General features: G+C 57.1%; 21 protein-coding genes. 12 read left to right on the forward strand and 9 right to left on the reverse strand.

Annotated elements, in window-relative coordinates:
• Window positions 1-16: 16 nt before the first annotated feature.
• From sufU to sufC, 5 genes are read right to left on the reverse strand one after another with little or no spacing between them, the layout of a single operon-like run.
• A complete protein-coding gene (sufU, locus tag NBH09_RS07515; protein WP_250787587.1) occupies window positions 17-451 on the reverse strand; it encodes a Fe-S cluster assembly sulfur transfer protein SufU in 435 nt (144 codons plus the stop codon).
• Window positions 444-1,769, reverse strand: coding sequence for an aminotransferase class V-fold PLP-dependent enzyme (locus tag NBH09_RS07520; RefSeq protein WP_250787588.1), 1,326 nt, complete (start codon window positions 1,767-1,769; stop codon window positions 444-446). The genes sufU and NBH09_RS07520 overlap by 8 nt, the downstream gene beginning before the upstream one ends.
• Window positions 1,766-3,037, reverse strand: a complete 1,272-nt coding sequence (locus tag NBH09_RS07525; RefSeq protein ID WP_250787589.1) for a SufB/SufD family protein — start codon at window positions 3,035-3,037, stop codon at window positions 1,766-1,768. Before NBH09_RS07525 ends, NBH09_RS07520 begins: the two co-directional genes overlap by 4 nt.
• Window positions 3,037-4,449: a Fe-S cluster assembly protein SufB gene (gene sufB, locus NBH09_RS07530; protein ID WP_006235560.1), complete on the reverse strand. Its 1,413-nt coding sequence runs from the start codon at window positions 4,447-4,449 to the stop codon at window positions 3,037-3,039. Before sufB ends, NBH09_RS07525 begins: the two co-directional genes overlap by 1 nt.
• Before the next feature lie 12 nt (window positions 4,450-4,461).
• Window positions 4,462-5,262 (reverse strand): Fe-S cluster assembly ATPase SufC, encoded by an 801-nt coding sequence (gene sufC, locus NBH09_RS07535; RefSeq protein ID WP_006235561.1) that lies wholly within the window; start codon window positions 5,260-5,262, stop codon window positions 4,462-4,464.
• Window positions 5,263-5,484: 222 nt separating this feature from the next.
• Here sufC and NBH09_RS07540 point away from each other — a divergent pair, with 222 nt between their 5' ends.
• From NBH09_RS07540 to NBH09_RS07560, 5 genes are all read left to right on the forward strand, one after another.
• Complete coding sequence (locus NBH09_RS07540) at window positions 5,485-5,916, forward strand: RrF2 family transcriptional regulator (protein WP_152067620.1); 432 nt, start codon at window positions 5,485-5,487, stop codon at window positions 5,914-5,916.
• Window positions 5,917-5,924: 8 nt separating this feature from the next.
• A complete protein-coding gene (locus NBH09_RS07545; protein ID WP_055286556.1) occupies window positions 5,925-6,212 on the forward strand; it encodes a nucleotidyltransferase family protein in 288 nt (95 codons plus the stop codon).
• Window positions 6,199-6,618: an HI0074 family nucleotidyltransferase substrate-binding subunit gene (locus NBH09_RS07550; RefSeq protein ID WP_117746665.1), complete on the forward strand. Its 420-nt coding sequence runs from the start codon at window positions 6,199-6,201 to the stop codon at window positions 6,616-6,618. The genes NBH09_RS07545 and NBH09_RS07550 overlap by 14 nt, the downstream gene beginning before the upstream one ends.
• A gap of 128 nt (window positions 6,619-6,746) precedes the next feature.
• Window positions 6,747-8,561 (forward strand): VgrG-related protein, encoded by a 1,815-nt coding sequence (locus NBH09_RS07555; RefSeq protein ID WP_250787590.1) that lies wholly within the window; start codon window positions 6,747-6,749, stop codon window positions 8,559-8,561.
• 202 nt (window positions 8,562-8,763) lie between these two features.
• Window positions 8,764-10,560 (forward strand): AAA family ATPase, encoded by a 1,797-nt coding sequence (locus NBH09_RS07560; protein WP_250787591.1) that lies wholly within the window; start codon window positions 8,764-8,766, stop codon window positions 10,558-10,560.
• 24 nt (window positions 10,561-10,584) lie between these two features.
• Here NBH09_RS07560 and NBH09_RS07565 read toward each other — a convergent pair whose 3' ends face one another.
• Window positions 10,585-11,604 carry a glycosyltransferase gene (locus NBH09_RS07565; protein ID WP_250787592.1) on the reverse strand — a complete coding sequence of 340 codons (1,020 nt, stop codon included), beginning with the start codon at window positions 11,602-11,604 and terminating at the stop codon, window positions 10,585-10,587.
• 256 nt (window positions 11,605-11,860) lie between these two features.
• Between NBH09_RS07565 and NBH09_RS07570 the strand changes: the two genes are divergently transcribed.
• The 5 genes from NBH09_RS07570 to NBH09_RS07590 all read left to right on the forward strand — a co-directional run bounded on the left by NBH09_RS07570 (window position 11,861) and on the right by NBH09_RS07590 (window position 18,771).
• On the forward strand, window positions 11,861-12,964 hold the full coding sequence (locus NBH09_RS07570) for a glycosyltransferase family 2 protein (RefSeq protein WP_250787593.1): 1,104 nt from the start codon (window positions 11,861-11,863) through the stop codon (window positions 12,962-12,964).
• A 6-nt stretch (window positions 12,965-12,970) separates the two neighbouring features.
• Complete coding sequence (locus tag NBH09_RS07575; protein WP_250787594.1) at window positions 12,971-14,011, forward strand: glycosyltransferase family 2 protein; 1,041 nt, start codon at window positions 12,971-12,973, stop codon at window positions 14,009-14,011.
• A 74-nt stretch (window positions 14,012-14,085) separates the two neighbouring features.
• Window positions 14,086-15,204 carry a glycosyltransferase family 2 protein gene (locus tag NBH09_RS07580; protein ID WP_158554610.1) on the forward strand — a complete coding sequence of 373 codons (1,119 nt, stop codon included), beginning with the start codon at window positions 14,086-14,088 and terminating at the stop codon, window positions 15,202-15,204.
• A 12-nt stretch (window positions 15,205-15,216) separates the two neighbouring features.
• Window positions 15,217-16,284, forward strand: a complete 1,068-nt coding sequence (locus NBH09_RS07585) for a glycosyltransferase family 2 protein (RefSeq protein WP_250787595.1) — start codon at window positions 15,217-15,219, stop codon at window positions 16,282-16,284.
• Window positions 16,285-18,771, forward strand: coding sequence for a glycosyltransferase family 2 protein (locus NBH09_RS07590; RefSeq protein ID WP_250787596.1), 2,487 nt, complete (start codon window positions 16,285-16,287; stop codon window positions 18,769-18,771).
• Here the strand turns inward: NBH09_RS07590 and NBH09_RS07595 are convergent.
• Both NBH09_RS07595 and NBH09_RS07600 read right to left on the reverse strand, forming a co-directional pair.
• Window positions 18,768-19,745: a hypothetical protein gene (locus NBH09_RS07595; protein ID WP_250787597.1), complete on the reverse strand. Its 978-nt coding sequence runs from the start codon at window positions 19,743-19,745 to the stop codon at window positions 18,768-18,770. The two genes, NBH09_RS07590 and NBH09_RS07595, sit on opposite strands and share 4 nt — an antisense overlap.
• Complete coding sequence (locus NBH09_RS07600; protein ID WP_250787598.1) at window positions 19,742-20,194, reverse strand: DUF4869 domain-containing protein; 453 nt, start codon at window positions 20,192-20,194, stop codon at window positions 19,742-19,744. The genes NBH09_RS07595 and NBH09_RS07600 overlap by 4 nt, the downstream gene beginning before the upstream one ends.
• A gap of 390 nt (window positions 20,195-20,584) precedes the next feature.
• Here NBH09_RS07600 and NBH09_RS07605 point away from each other — a divergent pair, with 390 nt between their 5' ends.
• Window positions 20,585-21,337, forward strand: coding sequence for a hypothetical protein (locus tag NBH09_RS07605; RefSeq protein WP_250787599.1), 753 nt, complete (start codon window positions 20,585-20,587; stop codon window positions 21,335-21,337).
• 451 nt (window positions 21,338-21,788) lie between these two features.
• Window positions 21,789-22,766: an acyltransferase family protein gene (locus tag NBH09_RS07610; RefSeq protein WP_350446089.1), complete on the forward strand. Its 978-nt coding sequence runs from the start codon at window positions 21,789-21,791 to the stop codon at window positions 22,764-22,766.
• Window positions 22,767-22,805: 39 nt separating this feature from the next.
• Here the strand turns inward: NBH09_RS07610 and NBH09_RS07615 are convergent.
• The coding region (locus NBH09_RS07615) for an ATP-binding protein (RefSeq protein ID WP_250787601.1) at window positions 22,806-23,104 on the reverse strand (299 nt) is incomplete at its 5' end.

Raw genomic sequence — 23,104 nt, forward strand, 5'->3', positions numbered from 1 at the left:
AGATTTGGGATAAATACTACTGATTATTTTGCCCCTCGAGCATGCCGTCGAGGGTGCGCCAGGCGAGCTCGGCGCATTTGACGCGGGCGGGCATGTGCGAGATGTCCTGAAGCTGGGCGGCCTCGTCCAGGTCTTCCAGGTCTTCCTCGGAGAGCTGCTCGCCGCGGATCATGGCGAGGAAGAGCTCTGCCAGGCGGTGAGCTTCCTCGACGGTCTCGCCGGTGATGAGGTCGGCCATGATGTCGGCACTGGCCTGGCTGATGGCGCAGCCGTGGCCGGTAAAGGAGGCCTCCTCGATCACGTTGTTCTCGACACGTAGCTGCAGGGTGAGCTCGTCTCCGCAGCTGGGGTTGATGCCGTCGTGCTCGTGCGTGGGAGCATCCATCTCGTACTTATAGTCGGGGTGCGAGTTGTGCTCCATAAATGTGGTGGAGGTGTACAGATTACCCATTGAACGTGCTCCAAACGTGATGCAGGCCGGCGATGAACTTGTCGATGTCGGCCTTGTCGTTGTAGAAGGCCACGCTGGCGCGGCAGCAGGCAAGGTTCTCGACGCCCAGCCAGGTAAGCAGCGGCTGCGCGCAGTGGTGGCCGGCGCGGATGCAGACGCCGTCCATGTCCATGATGCTCGCGACGTCGTGCGGGTGGATGCCCTTGACGTTAAAGCTCACGACGCCGTGGTGGTTGTCCCAATAGATGGAGCCGATGATCTGGACAAAGTCGAGCTGCATGAGTTCGCCCATCAGATAGTGGACGAGTGCCCGCTCGCGGGCCTGGATGTTCTCGTAACCCACCGTGTTGACCAGGTAGTCGAGTGCTGCACCCGTGGCGAAGATGCCGGCGGCGTCCTGCGTGCCGGCCTCGAATTTCTCGGGAACGGGCGCCCAGATGGCGTCCTGCTCGGTGACCGAGTCGATCATCTCGCCGCCGGTGAGCATGGGCGGCATGGCGTTGAGCAGGTCCATTTTGCCCCACAGCACGCCGATGCCCATGGGGCCCATGGCCTTGTGCGCGCTAAAGGCAAAGAAGTCGGCGCCCAGGTCGGCCACATCGACCGGCATGTGCGGCAGCGACTGTGCACCGTCGACGACCAGGTAGCCGCCGTACTTGTGCACGAGCTTGCCGAGGTTCTTGACCGGGTTCTCGACGCCCAACACGTTGGAGACCTGACCCACGGCCAGAATCTTGGTCTTGGGACCAACCTTGGCAAGAACCTCCTCGGTGGTGAGCTGACCGGTCTTGGTGGGGTAGAGGTAGACGAGCTTGGCGCCGGTCTCGCGGCAGACCTGCTGCCACGGAATCAGGTTGGAGTGGTGCTCCATGATGGTGATGACGACCTCGTCGCCCGGCTCGAGGACTGTGGGTGCAAAGCTCTTGGCGACCAGGTTGAGCGACTCGCTCGTGTTGCGGGTGAAGACGACCTCGTTGGCCTGGGCGGCGCCGATGAGGTCGGCGATCTGCTGGCGCACCTTCGCGATAGCCTCAGTGGCCTCGACGGACAGCGAGTACAGGCCGCGCAGAGGGTTGGCGTTCATGCGCTGGTAGAAGTCGCGCTCGGCGTCGAGCACACAGGCAGGACGCTGCGCGGTGGCGGCACTATCGAGGAAGGCGATCTCGGGGTGCTGCTGGAACAGCGGGAACTGGCCCTTGTAGGGGTTAGTCTCGATGTCCACAGTGGGCCAGCCGCGCGAGGCCTCGTCGCTGGCGTCGAGCTCCATAGGCTCCGGTGCGGTACAGGTGTCGCATTTAACGTGCTCGGTGTCGATCATGCGAGCTCCTCTTCAAAGTTGTCGATCAGGTTGTTGCCCAGGCGGACGACGGCGGCGCGGGTGCGCTCGTCGGTGGCGGAAAGTGCGGCGTCCTCCAGCTTGGCGCGGACGAACAGGTCCTCGGCGGCGTTTTGGTCAAGGCCGCGGCAGGCGAGGTAGAACAGTTGCTCGTCGCGGACGTGGCCGATGGTGGCTCCGTGGTTGCCGGCGACGTCGTCCTCGTCGCAGAGGATGACGGGGACGGTTTTGTTGTCGACGCCCTTGTTGGCGAGCAGCACGGTCTCGCGCTCGGTGCCGGTTGCGCCCTTGCAGCCGTGCACGAGGTCGATGGTGCCGCGGTAGACCTTCTTGGACGTGCCGGTCAGCACGCCGTTGGCGTCGATCTCGCACTCGGTCTTGCGACCGCGGTGGCGCAGCTCGTAGTTAAAGTCGCGCACCTGCTCTCGGGCGCCCAGGTAGTCAGTATCGATGGTGACCTTGGCGGTATCGCCCAGCAGGTCGCCGGCAAGGCCGGTGGCGCTGGCGCCGGCACCCAGGACGGTGTGCTGCACGTTGACGCGCGCGCCCTCGTCCAGGAACAGGCCGGTGTCGTCGAGCGCGATCCAGCTATCGTCGAGCGTCTGCGTGCAGGTTACGTTGACGGTGGCGTACTCGTAAGCGCACACGCGTAGCACAGAGACCACGACGCCCTGGCCGTTGACGGGGGAGTCCAGGGCTATGCGCAGATCGAGTGTTGCCTGCGGACGGGCGACGACGTCGATGGCAGCGATGGCCGCGGCTGCATCGACACCGCTCACGCGCACGGTAACCGTGGCGTGCTTGTATGCGGGCACATCGATGACGATGCGCTTGGTAGCGTGCTCGGCCAAGTAGGCGTAGGCAGCCTCACCCATGCCGGTTTCGAAGGCCTCAGCAGGGGAGAGCTCTTCCTCGAGCTTAATGGCGCCGGCCTGGTAGACGGAGGTTGCGGGCACGTCGAGCTCGGTCTCGGGCGTGATGCGGGCGCGGTCGGCGGCATCACCGGGGGCGGAGGCACGGCGCTCGGGGAAGCGCTCGGCCATGGCGTCCATGGCGGCGTCGAACGCGTCTGCCACGCCGGTAAACTGCTCGTCCAAGCCCTCGACCTCAATGGTCTCGGTGGGAGCGGCGGCAAGCTCGTTAGAGAGCTCGAGCTTGGTCTGATTCATCTTCAGCCAGCCCCAAGTGGCAGCCGGCATCGCGTTGACCTGCTCGAGCGTGGTAGCAGCGGTGTTGGTTTCCTGTTTCATTATCCGATCGCTCCTTCCATCTCGAGCTTGATCAGGTTGTTCATCTCGACGGCGTACTCCAGCGGCAGCTCCTTGGAGACCGGGTTGGCAAAGCCGTTGACGATCATGGTACGGGCTTCTTCCTCCGAGATACCGCGGCTCATCAGGTAGAACACCTTATCGTCGCCGATGCGGCCGATGGTGGCCTCGTGGCCGATGTCGACGTTCTTGGCGCGGATGTCCATGGCCGGAATAGTGTCGGAGCGGCTTTGGTCGTCGAGCATCAGCGACTGACAGCTCACGGTTGCCTTGGAGCCCTCGGCCTTGGGCGTGGCAACGATAGAGCTGCGGAAGGTCTGGATACCGCCGCTCTTAGAGATGCCCTTGGTCTCGACGGTTGCCGAGGTATCGGGTGCGTTGAGCACGACCTTGCAGCCGGTATCGAGGTTCTGACCGGCGCCGGCAAAGGTGATGCCGGTAAAGCTCGACCGGGCGCGGCGGCCGTTGAGCACGCTCATGGGGTAGAGGTAGCCCACGTGGCTGCCGAAGGAGCCACTGATCCACTCGATGTCGCCGTCCTCGTCCACGCGCGCACGCTTGGTGTTGAGGTTGTACATGTTCTTGGACCAGTTCTCGATGGTCGAGTAGCGCAGGTGTGCGCGTTTGCCCACAAAAAGCTCCACAGCGCCGGCGTGGAGGTTGGCCACGTTGTACTTGGGCGCGGAGCAACCCTCGATAAAGTGCAGGTCGGCATCGTCCTCGACGATGATGAGCGTGTGCTCAAACTGACCGGCGCCCTTGGCGTTGAGGCGGAAGTAGCTCTGCAGCGGAAAATCGAGCTTGGTGCCCTTGGGCACGTAGACAAACGAGCCGCCCGACCACACGGCGCCGTGCAGGGCCGCAAACTTGTGGTCGGTGGGCGGGATGAGCGTCATAAACTTCTCGTGGATGAGCGGCTCCCACTGCGGGTCATGCAGGGCTTCCTCAATACCGGAGTAGACGATGCCCATCTTGGACGCCGTGTCCTGCATGTTGTGGTAGACGAGCTCGGAGTCGTACTGCGCGCCGACGCCCGCCAGGTAGCTGCGCTCGGCCTCGGGGATGCCCAGGCGCTCAAAGGTATTCTTGATGTCGTCGGGCACCGACTCCCAGTCGTGCTTTTGTTCGGTGTTGGGCTTGACGTAGGTGACGATGTTGTCCATGTCCAGGCCCTCGATGGAGGGGCCCCACGTCGGGTCGGGAAAACGGTTGAAGATCTCGAGGGACTTTAAGCGCAGGTCGAGCATCCACTGCGGCTCGTCCTTTTTGGCGCTAATCTCGCGCACGATGTCGGGCGTGATGCCGGCGTCGAGGCGCTCGAATCCCTCCTCGCCATAGGTGAAGTCGTAGAGGCTGCGGTCGATGTCCGCGACCTCGGTGCGGTTCTTGGTCATTGCGTCGCCCCTTTACGCCTGCTGCTCGGCAGCGGCGGCCTCGGCCTGGGCGCGCTGCTCGGCGGCCTCGCGCTCGAAGGTCTCAAAACCGTTCTTGTCGATCCAGGGGATGAGCGAGGCGTCGTCCTCGCGCACGATGTGGCCCTTGACCATAACGTGGACGCGGTCGACATCCAGGTGCTCCAAGATGCGCGTGTTGTGTGTGATGATGAGCATGGAGCCGTCGCAGCTCTTGCGGTAGGCGTCCATGCCGTGGCTGACGGTGGACAGGGCGTCGACGTCTAGGCCCGAGTCGGTCTCGTCGAGGATGGCGAGCTTGGGCTGCAGCAACAGGAGCTGGAGCATCTCGACCTTCTTCTTCTCGCCGCCCGAGAAGCCCACGCCCAGCTCGCGGTTGAGGTAGGCGGTATCCATGTTGAGCTCTGCCGCGAGCTCCTTGACGCGACGGCGGAACTCCTTGCCCTTCATCTCCAGGCCGGGGCGGCCGGCGATGCTGGCGCGCAAAAAGCTCGACAGCGGCACGCCCGGAATCTCGACCGGGGCCTGGAAGCTCAGGAACAGGCCGGCGCGCGAGCGCTTGTCGGTGGTGAGTTCAGTGATGTCCTGGCCGTCAAAGACGATGCGGCCGTCGTTGACCGTGTAAACGGGGTCGCCCATGACCAGGTGGCCGAGGGTGGACTTGCCGGCGCCGTTGGGTCCCATCAGAACGTGGGTCTCGCCGGCGGCGACGTTGAGGTTGACGTTGTGGAGGATGGTCTTCTCGTCCACGGAGGCGGTCAGACCTTCGATGGAAAGCAGCGGATTTGCGCTCATGCTGTCCCTCTCTGTATATGGTGTACTCATAGGTGTACTAAACCCTAGGAATCTTCTCGGAATAAAGTTACTATGGGTTCGGCGTTAGTCAAGGGAAAACCCGACTAATCCACTCGACTTTTTAGATGTGGGACATAATAATCAGGTTTGTTTGCCCCGCGTGCATAAGATTTGGGACAAACACTCCTGGTATTTTGTCCCAGCAACGATGGGAGGGTAGGTATGCTCATTTCTTCCAAGGGCCGCTATGCCCTCCGGCTGATGATCTATATCGCGGCGCTCGGTGACGCCGAGGGCAAGATTGCCCTGCGCGAGGTTGCCGACCGCGAGCATATCTCGCAAAAGTATTTGGAGCAGCTGGTTCGTCCGCTTATGAAGGCGGGCCTGCTTAAGAGCGTGCGCGGCAAGGGCGGCGGCTACATGATGGCCAAGGATCCCTCCGAGGTACGTGCGGGTGACATCCTGCGCGCCGTCGAGGGCAGCACGGCTCCAGTGGCGTGCGATGGCATCGACAACAGCTGCACTCGCAGCGATCTTTGCTCGACCGTCAAGTTCTGGCGCGGCCTGGACGACGTGATCGAAAAGTACGTCGACGGCGTGACGTTGGCCGACCTGGCCGCCGTCCCCGAAATCAACTTTGACATTAAGCTGTAGGGGTGCAAATGGCATCTCTCGACAAGGTGTACAAGCAAATCGAAGTTTTTGCTCGGGAATGTGACGCCGAGAAGGTCGTGTTGTTTGGCTCTCGTGCTCGAGGCGACAACTTGCCCAAGAGCGATATTGACATCGCCGTAGCAGGTTGCCGGGATTTCGGCCGTTTCTCATATTTGATCGAGGAACATCTTGATACTCTTTTAGATGTAGATGTCGTCAATCTCGACGAGTCCCTATCGCAGCAATTGCTCGATGAGATTGCCAAGGATGGTGTGATTCTGTATGAAAAAATATGAGAACTTTGTTAGCGCCTTGGCGAATCTTGAGGATGCGCCCAATCAGGATCTCAACAATGATTTTGTTCAGAGTGGATTGATTAATAAGTTCAATCTTCAATTTGAACTGAGCTGGAAGCTCCTTAAGCGTCTGCTCGAGTATGAGGGCGCCACGCTTGCCGCGTCGGGGTCTCCTCGTGCCATCTTGAAGGAGTCCTACCGATTCTACGACTTTATTGATGAGGCAGCCTGGCTGGATATGCTCAGAGACCGCAATACGAACGTCCATATCTACGACAACAAGCTCGCTCAAGATTTGATTCAGCGCATCTTGAACGTCTATATTCCCGCTTTCTGTCAGTTGAGAGACGGGCTGACGAAACGTTACGGCGAGCTTCTGTTGGCGCCCGACGACCAGTTTGTCTAATTCCTTAAGATTTCGCGGAGGGTTGTTGCCGTTTACCGAGGGGTTGTTGTGTAACAACGGGCGAGCTGCAATACTTATTTTTATCTTTGCAAACTGAACTTTAACTACACCAATGCAGGGAGGATTTTATGCAGCCCAAGCATTCCGCGATTGTCGCGGGCCTGACGCTGGCGCTTTCGTTTGGCGCCGTTTCCGCGCCGGCACCCGCCGCCGCCGAGGAGCCCACGCCGGGCGTTGCCTCGGATGCCACCGATATCGACAAAGGTCTCTACACCCAGCAGTCCTTCTCGGGCGTGCTGAGGTCGGTCCAGGGCGTTTCGTTTGTCAACGTGACTCCCGAGATGAAGTACTTTACCAAGTACGAGAGCCATGGCAACTATAACCAGGGCTTTTCGTATGGTGACGGCTACAACGCGCTGGGCTATTACCAGTTCGACCGTCGTTGGTCGCTCATTCCGTTTATGAAGCAGGTCTACAACTACGATTCTGCCAAGTACGGCATGCTCAAGGATGCGATTGATCGCGGCAGCGAGATTTCCAACGCGAGCAATGCCATGTACGAGAACGGCCAGCTTACCGAGCTGGGCCGTATTGCACAGGAGGCCTTCCAGGGTGCTTATAACACCGATCCTGCTGAGTTTTCGGCTCTGCAGGATGCGTATGCGTACAACTCGTACTATGCGGTGACCGAGGCGTGGCTCAAGAGCGGCCTGGGTATTGATATTTCGGGCCGCGCCGATTGCGTCAAGGGCATGGTGTGGAGCATTACCAACATGTGCGGCACTGGTGGCTGCAGGGACTTTTTCCGCTGGGCGAATCTTTCCAACGATATGTCCGACCGCGAGTTTGTGACGGCGCTCTCCAATAGTGTGGTCAACAATGTCGCCACTAAGTTTTCGAGTCAGCCCCAGTATCATGAGGGCTGGAAGAATCGTTATAAGAATGAGCTGAAGGACTGCTTGGTTTTTATCGCCGAGGATGAGGCTGCCGCTGCGACGCCCGTGCAGCCCGAGCCTACGCCGGCGCCCTCGCCGACACCTGATTCGAATGACGACTCGAGTGACGATGCCAACGATGATAGGATGGATGCGCCCTCGACCGATGCTGACGGTAATGGCTCTGCTGGTGGCACTACCAACGACGGCTCTACCTCGAACGGCTCCGATTCGAACGGCTCTGCTGCGGGCGATTCGTCTTCAAGCTCTGCCGGCAATACGGGCAGCGACGCTTCTGGTTCGACCGACGCTGACACCTCTAACTCATCTACCGGCTCGAGTGATTCGTCCATTGACACTGGCTCTAACAACGGCTCTGGCTCTGACGCAACCCCTGATTCCGATGCTTCCAAGGACGACTCGAATAAGGCGCCGGACGCTCCCGTTGCTTCGCCGGATAAGAAGCCCTCTTTCTCCGTGCAGCTTGGTTCTACGCTGGGCTCTTCGCTGATGGCTGGCGTCAATAATGGCTCGACTCAGAACAAGGACAACTCTGATCAGGTTTCCACGGAAAAGACCGAGGCCGCAAAGGGCGACTCCAAGGATGAGGCTTCCGAGAAGACCGAATCTGATAAGGGTTCTAGCTCTGAGGAGAAGGACGACAAGTCCACTCAGAAGAAGGACGAGGGTAAGAAGTCTGAATCTGAGGGGAAGGACAAAAACAAGGACAAGACCGAGGACGGAAAGCAGCAGGGCGAGGACAGCAGTAAGGGCAACACCGACAAACAGAACCAGGAGCAAAATGACTCCAAGACGGTGACCACTACAACCACCACTACAACGACTAAGACTTCGGGCGGTAATATGCCCAAGACGGGCGACCTTATCGTTATGGCGAGCCTTGCCAGCGCGAGCTTGGCCACACTGGGCGCTACGTCTATCGTAAGTGGTAAGCATAAGCTCGATCAGCAGAAGAAGGCTTCTGGGGAGGACGGCTCGGAGGAGTAGCCTCTCGGTTGCCAGATAACTAAAGAGTCGGGACGGGGTCCGGTGCGAATGCGTCGGGCCCCGTTTTGTTGTGCAACGATTAGTTGTGCCCCCTCATACCTCTTGTTGCTACCGTTGCCCGATATGTTTGCGCGGCGACATCGGTACGCGCGAGGCGGTCATTACAATTGGCATCGTGTTGCGATTTAGGGGGAACGTTTTGGTGTCTGAACAGGCAAATAATGGTTGTGCTGACGGCTTTGGCGTGCGTTTGATCGGCTGTGCCGACGATGCGGCTTTGCCCATTGGCGTGCACGACTATGCGGAGGCTCTTGGTTGCTGCATGCTGGTTGACAAGACCATGTTTATTGCCGATGTGTTGGACTGCGACGCGTCCGTTGTGGTGTGCTGTCGACCCGAGGGTTTTGGCAAGAGCATGAACTTGTCGATGCTCAGGGCTTTTCTGGAGCGTCCAGCGGTCGGTCGCTCTGGTCAGCGTTTGTTTGCCGATGCTCAGATTTGGGATGCGGACGGCGGGCGCTATCGGGATGAGCATGCTTGCTATCCGGTGATATCGCTGGACTTTTCTGGCGCTGCGAGGCGTGGCCCCGCTGTTGCCAGCGTCGTGCGCGATGCCCTTTCGGGCGAGTGCGCTCGCTGGCTGGCGCTCTTGGAGGCTCCGGATTTAGCTCGAGATAAGGTGCGTCACATCGAACGCGTCGCGCGTGGCGTGGCGAGCGCGGACGAGGTTGACTCGGTGCTCGGTGTGCTCATTGAGCTGCTGGAGATGGCCTGCGATGAGCAGGTTGTATTGCTCGTTGATGGGTACGATGCGGCGTGGTCTCGCCGTGCGAGCGCGAGGGACGCTTCCGACGCCGATCCGGCAGGGCTATTCGATCGCGTGCTGTTCGATGCCATTGCCACTGCGCGCGATTCGTTGCGGCTGACGTGTTTGATGGGGGAGCGTCCCGGCCCTGCCGAAGCGGCGCTTTCTTTGCATGGCTGCTCGTATTGTCTGACGACGCCGCTTTCGACCTGGTGTGACCGTTGGTTCGGCTTTTCGGATGCCGAGGTCCAGGCTCTTTTGAATCATGCTGGGCGCGAGGAATATCTTGATGATGCGCGTGAATGGCTCGAGGGGTATCGGTTTGGCAGGGCCTATTGCTCGAGTCCGGCACGCGTGATCGGTTTTCTGGACCGAGGCTGCACGGCGCCCGTGCATGCCGATCTGTATGGATATGCCGATTGCCTGAGTAGGGTAGTTGCCGGGTGGAATCTCGAGCGTCTTTCGGTCTTGTTCGATTTGCTCGAGGCCCATGGGTGCGCTGAGGTCCCGCTTTGTTTGGGCACTGCAGAGCTAGATGTCTCGCCTGACGATGGCATGTGGACAGCGCTATATCTGTCCGGTTTTCTCACGACGGATATGACTGAGGAGCCAGAACATGGCAATCGCCTCCGTGCCTTGCGGTTGCCCAATAACGAGCTTCGCCAGGCCTTGCGTCTAGTGATTGTTGAGTGGTTTGAGTGCGCTGCCGAAGACATTCGAGACGTCGATGCGTTTCGCGACGGGTTGTGCCGTGGGGACGAGGATACGGTGAGGCGGGCGCTAAGCCGCATCCTGGGAGATGCGGGAATCGGTGCGACCGACCCAGATGCGCCGCTGCCATATCACCTGCTCTTGCAAGGACTCTGCTTTGGATTGCCGGGCTATGCCAATCCTGCTTCGAGGCGAAAGTGTGGCGCGGATCGCTGGGACATCCAGGTTTTTCCTACGGGCGCCGTGTTCGACGTAGCAGATACGATTGGCATGCTGGACGAGCGTCCGCTGATAACGATTAACTTGATGTATGACCCCGATGTGGATGCGCTGGGCCTGGAATTGCTGGCCGTGCAGTCGCTACTCGACATAGAGCGCGACGGCATCGACGAAATCCGTGTGCCGCGACCGGGCGTTGGCCGCATGCGCTGGGGGTTTGGTTTTGATGGGCAGCATGTGACTACGGTGTGCCAGCGGCTTTAAGCACTGAGGTGTTTCCGGCTTCCGTTACTTGGTGGCCTTCATGGGCGGCATGGGCTTCCAGTTGGGGTCCTTGATGATCTTGCGGGCGTCCTTCATGCCGCGGCGCAGCGCCGGAATTCCGGTCTTAAAGCACTTGTCAACGGCGGCCAGGCGAATGAACTCCTTGCAGAAGGTCGCGGCGTTGCCCAGACGGAACAGCACGGGGTGATAGTCGCCGTAAATCTGCATGTAGCGGGCCAGATAACCGCGGTTGCGCATGATGTAGTAACGGTTGGTGTCGCTCGTGGAGTTGAGCTGGCGCTTGCCGGCGATATCCCAGTTAGAGACGGCGCGGGCGCGCTTGAGCACCACGTCGGCGACCACGGCGGCGGGGAAGTGTTGGCTGGCTACGTAGCCGTAGCAGGCATCGTCGCCGTAGATAAAGAAGCGCGCATCGGGCAGGCCGATCTTGTCGACCACACGGCGCGAGAACATGCCGCCCTCAAAGCACAGCTGGTTCATGGCGCGATGGCCCTCGGGGCCTAAGTCCCACTTGGCGACGGGGTTGGGAATGCCGAGCGAAAGGATGAGCTGGTACTGCCAAAAGAAGGCGCCGCCGTCAAAGTCCAGGCGCGAACCCTGGATGACGTCGTAGCGGTCGGTCCACTTGGCCAAGCGCTCGATGCCTTCGGGGATGACGAGCACGTCATCGTCCATGACCCAGAACCACTGGGCCCCCAAGTCGTAGGCGCATTTAGTGCCGGCGGAGAAGCCGCCCGCACCGCCGCCGTTTTCGAGCTGCGGGGCGTAGATGACACGGTCGGTGCCGCCCTGCGCGTCGGGCTGCTCGGTGTCGATGCCCCACAGGTTGGCCAGGCGCTCGTTGAATGCGGTGCACATGGCCTCGGTCTCGCGCGAATTCTCGTTATCGACAATCACGATGCGCCAGGGCGCGGCCGTGAGCTCGGTCATGGAGTCGAACAAATTGGCCAGGAGTTCCTGGCGTTTGTACGTAACGACGACGATGGCGAGCTTATCGATGGGAGCGGGAAGGGTTGAAGGCATGAGGCAATATATCCTTTCACGCGCGGCGGGCGAGTGCTGCGCGGAAGCTATCGAATACGTCCTTGGGACTGTCCTATTGTAAAGGCTCGGCGCACCTTGGCGGCAAGCTTTGAATAAAACGCAGGAACCTGCCATGGGCCCGCCGCATGACGTGGGGCTGCTTTGCCCGCAAGAGGCTCCATAGATTATATAAACGCCCGCTGGCGCGCTGACCCTTTGATACCATGAAACGACAGGTATTTCCTAAGGAGCACATTTGTCTACTAACGCCTCTGGCAGCCCTGTTCTGTCGCTGCTTATTCCCATTTACAATGTTCAGCGCTACCTGCGCGAGTGCCTCGATTCCGCCCTGGCGCAGACGCTCAAGGATATTGAGATCATCTGCATTAACGACGGGTCGACCGACAACTCGCCGGCGATTATCCGCGAGTATATGGAGCGCGATAGGCGCGTCAAGATGATCGACAAGGCCAACAGCGGCTACGGCGACTCGATGAACCACGGCCTGGAGATGGCGCGTGGTAAGTACGTTGGCATCTTGGAGTCCGATGACTTTATGGCGTCCGACGCACTCGAAAAACTTGTCTCGGCCGCCGATAGCAATAATGCCGACTTTGCGAAGGCGAACTTTGATTTCTACTGGTCTAAGCCCGAGGAGCGCCGTTCGCTGCACGAGATGTTTAAAGCCAAGGACTGTGGCAAGCCAGTGCACCCGAGCGATACGACGCAGTTCTTTAAGCAAAAGCCGTCGATTTGGTCGGCCGTGTACCGTCGCGATTTTCTTGAGCGCAACGGCATCAAGTTCTTGCCGACTCCGGGGGCATCCTTTCAGGACACGTCATTCGCCTTTAAGGTGATCGCGTGCGCCGATAAGGCTGTTTACCTGCATGATGCCGTGTTGTCGTATCGCCAGGACAACGAGAATTCCTCGGTCAATTCTTCGGCTAAGGTCTTTTGCGTCAATACCGAGTATGCCGAGATTGAGCGTTGGATTCGAGAGGATTATGCCCGCGACCACGCAAGCGGCGATGTCGCGCGCATGCTCAAGTTTAATCAGCTCATTAAGTACGATTCGTACATGTGGAACTACGTGCGCCTGGCGCCCAAGTTCTATAAGGAGTTCCTGGTTCAGATGGCCAAGGAGTTCCAAGCGGCCTTGGACGCCGGGGACTTTTCGCTTGATGACCTCAAGCCGTGGAAGCGCGCGAATCTCGCTGCCATCCTCAAAGATCCCGAGGGCTGGGTTGACGAGCATCCGAGTTTTGCGACGGATGGTGCCTTGGGGCGTGCTAAGTATTACGCTTCGGTTGGAGGCCCAGGCGTGGTTGCTGCCTTCCTCATCGAATCGCTGAGGGGGTAGGTCGGCATGGGAGAGGCCTCGTGTCCTAAAGCTACCATTGTCGTCCCCGTTTACAACTCTGCGCGCTCCGTTCAGCGATGCCTCGATTCGCTGTTGGCCCAGTCCGAGCGCTCGATTCAGGTTGTCTGCGTCAACGACGGTTCAACTGATGATTCGTTGAGTATCTTGCGCCAAATCGCGCAGTCTGACGATCGCGTGCTGGTGATTGACCAGGAAAACGCGGGTGTCTCGTGCGCTCGAAATGCCGGTATCGATGCCGCCGGAGGCGAGACCGTCTTTTTTGTGGACGCCGACGATTACATCGATGCCCGGACGGTCGAGCGCGTGCTGCATGCCATGGAGTCTGCGGATGCCGAGGCCGCCGTTTTTGGCGGCGTCTGTGAACCTGCCGATGCTGCCCCCAAACGCGTCCAGCAACTCATGAGCCCCAAAGCTGGTACCTTCGGCGCCCGCGATCCTCAACTGCTGTTCCATTCGAATGCGCAGCCCTATGCCTGCCGTGCGGCTTTTTCGCGCGAGCTGCTCAATCGCGAAGGCATTCGCTTCGCCCCCGGTTTGGCTTTGGGCGAGGACGTCGTCTTCCAATTTGCGGCTTATGCGCTTGCCCGCAGGACCGTCGTCATGCCTGACAAGTTCTACCACTACGTGATGGAGAGCGAATCGGCGACGCACGAGTTCAACAGTGCCGAGGCGCGCGCCAAAAAGCTTGACGCCCACATGAAGATGCTCGAGGAGGTCTTGGAAGACTGGGCGGCCTATGGTCTTTTGGACCTGTGTCCCGGCGAGCTGATAACTTGGTTTTTGGACCTAATTATGTTCGATCTGGCGCGCTTGGATGCCGATGACTTCCATCGCGTGGCGGCTCGCGTCAACATGGACCTCACGACGTTTTTGGGAACGGAGTGGGCGGATATGCCTGCTAAGGGTGCCGTTCGCCGTGTTGCCCACAAGCTCGTTGCGGCGACCTCGGGCGTTTCGATGGCAGACGCCACGCTGTTCTATCTTTCGACTCGCGGTCTCAAAGCCTGCCTGGAGCGCTTTCTATAATTCCAAGCGCTGCCGCCCGCCGCAACTCGGCTGCTAAAATAACCCTGTTACACGCTATTCAACGGGAGGTTCTCTTGCAGAACTCTGATACCCCTAAAGTTTCGCTGCTTGTCCCCATTTGCAATGTCGAGCGCTATCTGCGCGTGTGCCTCGATTCCGCCGTGGCGCAGACGCTCAATGACATCGAGATCATCTGCATCAACGACGGCTCCACCGATAGCTCGCCGGATATCATCCGCGAGTACATGGAGCACGACCCCCGTGTAAAGATGATCGACAAGGCCAACAGCGGCTACGGCGACTCGATGAACCGTGGCCTGGAGATGGCGCGCGGTGAGTACGTGGGCATCCTTGAGTCCGACGACTTTATGTTTGAGGATTCGCTTCAAAAGCTGGTCGCCAAGGCCGATGCTGAGCATGCCGATGCGGTAAAGGGCGACTTTTATCTGTATTGGTCCACGCCCAGCGAGCGACGTGAGCTGTTTGGGATTATCGACGAGCATATGACGGGCGCCGCGTATCGCCCCGTCGATCGCCCGGGCATCTTCTACCGCAAACCTTCCATTTGGTCGGCTATCTATCGGCGCGCGTTCCTCAACGACAATCAGATTCGCTTCCTTCCCACGCCGGGTGCCTCGTATCAGGATGCGGGTTTTAACTTTAAGGTCTGGGCATGCGCCGAGCGTGCTGCGTTTATCGCGGACCCCATTTTGTGCTATCGCCAAGACAACGAGAAGAGCTCCGTTAATTCGCCCAACAAGGTATTTTGCGTGTGCGACGAATACGCCGAGATGCAGCGCTTTTTGGATGAACGCCCCGAGCTTAAGGCTCAGCTTCAGGGTATTTTAATGCGCATGAAGGTCGATACGTACCGTTGGAACGATGAGCGCCTGGTCGATGAACTGCGCGAGCAGTTTTGGAAGAAAGCCTCGTCCGAGCTCAAGGCCGACTGGGATGCCGGTCGCTTTGATCTGTCGCTGTTTGATCCGCGTGGCGAGACCGACTTGCGCCTGATGGTCAAGTCGCCCCGCGCCTATATCGATTCGCGCTTTGACTTTAAGAAGCCGGGCAAGCTCAATACGTTTAAGCATTACTTTAAGATTGGCGGCCTGCCGCTGGTCTGGCGTGTGCTGACGTATCAGTGCACCTACGGCGACAACCCGCACCCCGATGACGTTCCGGCCGCACAGTAGGAGCGAGTGACTATGGCTACCCCCAAGATTTCCGTTGTCGTTCCCATCTATAAAGTGGAGGAGTGCCTGGCCTGGTGCCTGGACTCCCTGCTTGCGCAGGACATGCCCGATTGGGAAGGCGTGCTGGTCAACGATGGCTCGCCGGACGGCTCGCGCGATATTGCGGCTGCCTATTGCGAAAAGGACGCGCGCTTTACGCTGGTCGATAAGGAGAACGGCGGCCTGTCGAGTGCGCGTAATGCAGGCATCGCCGCGTCCACGGCGCCTATCGTTGCGTTTTTGGATTCCGACGACCGATTTACGCCCGATGCATGCCGCGTGATCGTCGATGCCTTTGAGCGCGAGGACTGCGACGTTTTGACCTTTGGCGCGAATCCGTATCCGCTTGAGGCGGGGTATCCGTGGCTTAACTATGTGCTGAGCCCGCGCGATGTGTCGTTTGAAGGCTATAGCTCCGACCTACTGTTTAAGGAAGCATCTCGCCCGTTTGCATGGCGCACCGCCTGCAAGCGTGAGTTTTTGCTGGGCAACGGGATCGTGTTCGACGAAACCGTTAAGTATGGCGAGGACCAGGTCTTCGATTTTGCCGTGTACGGTCGTTCGCACAAGACCGCGCTTATCTCGAACAAGCTGTATGATTACCGCGTGGCGCGCAAGGGTTCGCTCATGGACACCATGCGCTACGACGACGAGACGCGTCTGCTGGAGCACGTGAAGATTTACTCTGCGGTGCTGGCTGACTGGCAGCGCGACGGTCTCGATGCTCAGCATGCCGATGACCTGGCGTACTTCCTCTGCGATCTGGTGCTGTACGATGCGCTCAGGCTGTTGAGTACGGATTGCGGCAAGGTGTTTGCTGCCGTTGCCACGGCGCTTGCCGGTTCTGCCGTGGGCAGCGATGCTGCGCTCGCACAATGCGCTCCTTCTGTTGCTGCTATGGTGCGTGCGGCGCTTACCAGCAAGGCCCCCAATGTCCGTGCGTGCAAAAAGCTCATGTTCGATTACGACGTCTTGAGGTTTGGCCGCCTGGGTGCCTGCAAACGCATGGCAGCGAACGCCCTGGGAAAGCGAGAAGTGTAGATGAGTATCAAGCATTTGGCACTTTGCCGCAGCCAGGGCCGTCTTTTTGTGCTGCTTCGTTTTGCCGGTCAGGATGTCGCCGCGCTTATTGAGCGGGAGGCCTCTCAGGCGTTTGCCCATGCGACTACGAGCGGTTCTTGTTTGCCGTCACTGGTGCTCCCGGTCGATCATGGCCGTGTGCTGGCGCTTTGTCCTTTCGTTTCCGATTACGAGCGCGAGCTCGCCGTTTTGGTGCTTCCGTTTTTGGATGGCACGTCGATGGATGTCGTTTTTGCATCCGGTGGCCAAAGGTTGGGCTCTATTCGTCTCGATAGCCGCGTGGCCAAATTGGAATCCAAGATTAACTACAAAGCAAAGCCTGCGCTGTGCGCGCTTATCCGCGATGCGCAGCGTGGCGAACACTGCGGCCGCTACGAGATCGATGCCATTCGCTATTTGCCGGCAGACGTCGGCGCGGTGTGGCGCTATGAGGTTACCTGGGCGGGAGACCCCCAGTGCGCGCCTGAGCTCCAGATCTTCGATACGCATATGAATGCCATCGATGTTACCGTGCATGTGTTTGAATCGCAGGTCGATGTTCCGCAGCAGAACGGATGCCGCATCAATAAATCGTATCTGAGTGTTGAGATGCCTCAGGATATACGAGATTTTGTCGCGATCGTGAGCGATCCCACAGAGCGGATCCAAAGCGGGTTTTGCGCCATGGATGGTCGCCTGTACAACGGCATGGTCGACGACAGCTGGAACCGTATGAAGGACGCGCGTGCAGACGACGCAGCTTATCGACGTTGGTTTGAGCAGCATCGCGCAAAGCCGGGCGATTTGGCGTGCCAGCGTGTCGCTTCGGCGGCCTTTGCCTATAGACCGCTCGTGAGCATTGTGGTGCCGTGCTACAAGACTGATCGGGTCTACCTGCGCGAGCTGCTGGAATCGGTGCAAGCCCAGAGCTATGACAACTGGGAATTGCTGCTTATGGACGCCTCGCCCGAATGGGACGCGGTGGCCACCCTTGCGGCAGGTGCCAACGACGAGCGCATCCGTCGCATCGAGCTTCCCGGCAACGGCGGCATTGTGGTCAACACCAACGCAGGTATCGAGCAAGCGACAGGCGACTACATCGCTTTCTTGGACCACGATGACATTCTGGAACCGGACGCGTTATTCCAGTATGTTTCCGCACTGAACAAGGCGGCCGAGGGCGAGCGTCCCCAGGTCCTGTTCTGTGATGAGGACATGTTCCAGAAAACGGGGGAGTGGGGCCAGCCGGTCTTTAAGACCGTACTCAACGTCGACCTGCTCTATAGCCATAACTGCGTGACGCATTTCCTGATGGTGGAGAAGGCGCTCATCGATCACATTGGTATGTCCCCAGAAGACGTTGCGGGCGCCCAGGACTACGACTTGACGCTTCGCTGCCTTGCAGCCGGCGCGCGCTTTGAGCACGTTGCGCATGTGCTGTATCACTGGCGCGTGCATCCGGGATCGACCGCCGATGGCTCTGCCGATAGCAAGCCGTATGCTATTGAAGCCGGGCGCCTTGCGCTGCAGCGTCACTTTAACGAGCTGGGCATTTGCGGAACGGTCGAGGAGACCGAGATGCCGTTTGTCTATCGCATGCGCTATGCGCTGCCGGAGCCTGCGCCGCTGGTGAGCATTGTGATTCCCACCAAGGACCACGTTGAGACGCTCGATGCCTGTGTGATGTCGATTGCCCAGAAGGCCACGTATGCCAACTATGAGATCGTCTTGGTGGAGAACAACAGCGAAGCCCCGGATACGTTTGCGTATTACGAAACCCTGCCGGAACGCGTGGCTTCAGCATCAGGAGGCAAGGGCATCGCGCGCGTTGTGTACTGGCCGGGCGAGTTCAATTACTCTCAGATCATCAATTTTGGTGTGGAGCACGCTAAGGGCGACTACCTGTTGCTGCTCAACAACGATACCGAGGTTATAAGCCCGGACTTTATCGAAGAGATGATGAGCTATCTGCAGCGTCCCGATGCGGGAGTGGTGGGCGCCAAACTCTACTTTGCCGATCATCTGGTGCAGCATGCCGGCATTTTGGTTGGCGTGCGTGGCGCACTTGCCCATGCCAACCAGGACTTCTCGGCAAAGCGCGAGGGCTACTATAAGCGCGCCGTTCGCCCGAGCAACTTTAGCGCCGTAACGGGCGCCTGCCAGATGGTCCGACGCGACGTATTTGAGCAAGTCGGAGGCTATACCGAGGAATTCGCTGTTGGCTTTAACGACGCAGACTTTTGCCTGCGCGTGTGGGAGGCGGGCTACCGCACCATCTTTACGCCCTATGCCGAGCTGTACCACTACGAGTTCACCTCGCGCGGCAGGGAAGAGGCCAACGAGGAAAAGCTGCGCCGCTGGAAACGTGAACAGGCACTGTTCATTCAGCGCTGGCCGGAGTTCTTCTTGACGGGCGATCCGTGGTTGGGGCCGAACTTATCCGCTGAGGGCGAGTATTTCTCGATCTAGCGCGGAGTGATTCCGAGTTTGGGTAGCGATTCAGCAATCGTGTTGAGCTCATGTTGCTGTAGGTAGGCGGGATTGAGAGCTTCTTTTCTATAGGCTAGGTAGCTGTCTCTGGTCAGTTCCCTTAGCTGTTTAGTAAAGAACTGCTCCCAACTGAAGAACTTCTCGCAGTCGATGAAATCGGCAGGATGAAGGAGCATGTCTTGCGTTTCGACATCGTTGAAGAGTCCCGATCTCAGCACAAGCCATTCAAACGATTCCGGCAAAAAGAGCTCGATCTCCTTAAATCTTCTGAGCGAATAGACATAGGGCATCTCGGGCCCAAAAGCGGCCCCATCTGCAATTACGAGCAATTTTTGGGCTGGGGAGCTCAGAGCGGTTTCGTATATGTTTGATTTGCCACCGGCACTTACGCAGCGAATTTTACTTTTGGCGCACAGGACTTTAAAGAACTCATAGCCGGCATTGCTGTCTTCGACGATGACTTCTTCTGGCCGATCTCCATCGTAGAGCTCGTCTCCGTAAATGCGGTAGATAGAAGTGTACGTGCGTGTGTAGACAGGATATTTTGTTGTGGCCCTGTTGGTGTTTTTGAGGCCATAGATCTCATCCACGCTATAGGGGAGCTGGGGCAATTCGTCCCTCGCGACGATGACGTAGTAGTTGGAACTGTGTCGAGCTGCATGCTGGAATGCATGGCTCCTTACGAATTTTTGCGTATCGTCCACAAACACGATGCTGTTATCGATGCGACCGAGTTGCGCTTCCCAATCTTTGCCGCCGATGACGCGGCAGGGGGCTGCGCAATTAACGATAATCCCGCTTTGGGCTCCCAGGTTTTCGTATGCACGGAGGCTGTCTAACAGGGTGGTTTTGCCTGTTGCGCTTTTGCCTTGGATGATGGTGAGGTTTCGGCGAATGGTGAGTTTGACCTGAACTTTATTGGTCCTTACGGTCAGCTGGTATTCCCCTCTCATGCTCGAGCCTCCCTCAGACATTTTGCCGAGATAAGGACAAGCTCATCCATGGTATGAACAATCTGTCCGGAATTGATGACACGGGCTGTAAAACGCGCTTTGCCAAAATCCATCATATGGTAGAGGTTGATGGTGATGTCATGTTTGGAGGCGATGCGCAAGATCCAATAGGCGCAATTATCTCCGCAGGTTGAGGCGTTGTAGAGGTTTTGAGGCATAAAGAGCATCAGTAGAAGTGTTTTGGTGCCCGTTGATAGTTTCTCTGGCGGAATAACGCCAAGCACCTTGGTGTCAATTGCGTTTGCGCCAAGAACAGTGCCACTATCAATAGATTTGATAATGCGCTGTGACAGGGGATCTTGCAGCCAAGAGGGAGAATAGCTGTAATCAAAGAATGTTGACGTGTCATAAATCACATCGTCTCTGTCGCCGTAGTGAATGCTGAGCATTGTTCCTCCATGGTTGCCTGTTGCGACTACTTTACCATGTTGGGGTCGATTTCCCTCAAGCAGTGGGTAATGGGTCAATCAACATGTCTGTTAGAACGAACCGATGACTTTTACGGGTGTAACAGCTTTCTATCCTGCGGTAATTGCCTGTCTCGATATGTTGGATTTAGCGGGTCGAAACAAACGATATTCCGCGATAAGCTTATACATGTTTATATAAACCGATAATTCTCGATATAACTTACGATAGGAATATAAAGATGCGATTTGACATGAAACGACAGATTGAAATGCTTGAGACTCTTAAGAAGCCTTTCGTACGGGAGTATTTTTGCTAATGTCGAGAAATGCATTGGGATGTTGATTACAAAGCTGTAGCTGGAGGTAGACATGGCAATACTTCGAACTTCATGGTTAAACGAGCCCCTGCCGCAACAGGTTCTGGAAGACTCTAATTGGATGCGTGTAGTTCATTTTTTCCTGATTGAGTCTCCCTGCCCTGGTCAGAGTAATCGTAATAATAATGAGATTGATAAATGGGCGCCCGCCCCTTGGGTAGGGATTCGAAGCTTAAAGACTTCTCTAAATCAAGCTATATTTAGTCGCAGGGATGTCGATGTGATGCTTGTGGTAAGAAGCAAGAAAGAATTAGAGGGCACCTGCAAAAAGCTAAACTTAGATGAGTATTTTTACGAAAATGTTGATGATCAGCGCATGGCGTTTGTGAAAGTTAATTCGAAGGGCAATACGAGCAAATACATGAGTTTGTTTTATCACATAAGAAATGCTCTCGCGCATGGTCGTTTTGCATTTAAAACCGACACATTAGAGCGTTTTGTGTTTATTTTTGAGGATGGAACCGTTACATCCGATGGTAAGGAATTTGATTTGACAGCGCGAGGCGTCATTAGGCTTAATTCATTGGTCTTGGCGATTAATACCATACAAAAGGGACCTGGAAAAACGGTTGATATCGAAGAGAAAATCCTCGCAGCAATTAGCGATGGCATTAATACAAAGCGAAAAATTAAAGATGAACTTGGTATTACGGATAAGGACTGGTCTACATATAGTCAAGTACTTAAAAAAGAAGGAAAAATAGAATGCAGCCAGCACAAATGGTCAATTTGCAGCGGGGGCTAAACTGCCAATGGGTCGAACCCGTCGCCCCCTCCGCGGCCATTTCCCGGAGCGTCGCATCTATAATCTCCTGTAGGTCATCTTGTCTCTTGTTCACCTCAATGGCTCTCCTAACGCCGGTGTTGGCACCAACGGCGTAGCGGCGGCGGGGAGGCACGGCGGCCATCGTTCGGTGACCGGGATTGGTCAAAATCGTTTGACTATTAGTGGCTAGATCGCCCGGCGCTAATAGCGCATGCTAACCTCAAGTCCCGACCATCCCGCAGTCCAACTTTCTATTCGTAGCCCCACCAGAGTCAAACTTCTCAGAGAGAGGTTATTCAGGCGCCACAGAGAGGCTACGTGCAGTTTGCCCTGCCGGACCTAGATATCTATCTGCGAGAGAATGCCGAGGAGATTCTCGAACGGTTCTAGGTCAAGGTATTATTAGGTTTTGTTTTTACTTGGTGGCATTTTGGTAAAAATACGAGATTCCCGTATCGAATTTCTTCGCATTGTCCTTATGTGGACGGTAATGGCTCATCATTTTGTTGTTCACAACGCTGATTCTGTTTCCGTATTTCCTGGTTCGTTTACTAGGTTTTTCTACAATATCTTTTTCTATCCAATTGGAAGAACTGCGGTCGGCTGCTTTGTTGCCATAACAATCTGGTTTGTTGCGGGGAAAGCCGGATACTCCATTAAACAAGCTGTTAAACAGATAGCTTCAATCGAAGGCACGGTTCTCTTTTATAGTATTGCGCTGGGTTTTTTCTTCATGCTTCGCGGTGATATTCAAGTAAGCCCAACCAATTTGATAGATATTTTTGCACCAACTCTTACTGGTTCTAGTTGGTGGTTTGTGACCGTCTATGCTTGGCTTGTATTTTTGCTGCCCTTTATAATTCCGGCTTTGCATGCGTTGGGCAAGAAACTACATCTGTATCTAATAGTCTTTCTGGTCTCTGTCTTTGGATTCCTGCGCTATGTGCCGCTCTTTTGGATTCCCATCGACGGGCTACTAGTGGATTTTATTATAATTTGTGTTCTTGTTTGCTATATTCGCTGGTTTGTAGATTTGTCAACAGTGGATATACGGCGCTTGGTTGCTTGCTGCATTGCTTCCTTTGCTGGAGTTGCAATCTCGTTTTATGGTCAATTCCATTTTGATGGCTTGCTGGGCTCGACCTTTGCGAATTTGTATAACGGTTTTTTCGGTTCGCCGGCGTCTATTTTTTCGTTAGCTATAGCAATCTCGGTCTTGTTGATTGAATTAAAAATGCCGCATTTTTCCTCCCGTTTCGTTAACGCTATCGCAAAACTTTGTTTTGCTACTTACCTTATTTCTGACTATGGGCCCATTCAAAGTTGGCTTTGGAGCTCGCTGTTTCCCTTTACGCGTGTAGGTGTGTTTCGTCAAGAGGATTTGAGCAAAAAGAGCATCGGAAATTGAACAGCCTGAGCATCGGAAGCGCGCACGCTTTTTGAGCGGCTAGCCCTCCTGCATGAGGGCATGGCGGACGCGGTAGGACTCGCCGCGGAACTGGACGAGCCTCCCGTGGTGGACGATGCGGTCGATCACGGCGGCGGCCATCTGGTCGTCCCCGAACACCGACCCCCACCTGCTGAACTCCAGATTCGTGGTGATCACCACCGACTGTCTCTCGTATGCGTCGGCGAAGACCTGGAAGAGCAGCCTCGCCCCGTCCGCGTCGAGCGGGAGGAACCCGAGCTCGTCGATGACGAGCAGGCGGGCCTTGCCGATAAGCGCGGCCTCCCGGTCGAGCCTCC

Source organism: Collinsella sp. BG-O-102, assembly GCF_023656745.1.
Lineage (GTDB): Bacteria > Actinomycetota > Coriobacteriia > Coriobacteriales > Coriobacteriaceae > Collinsella.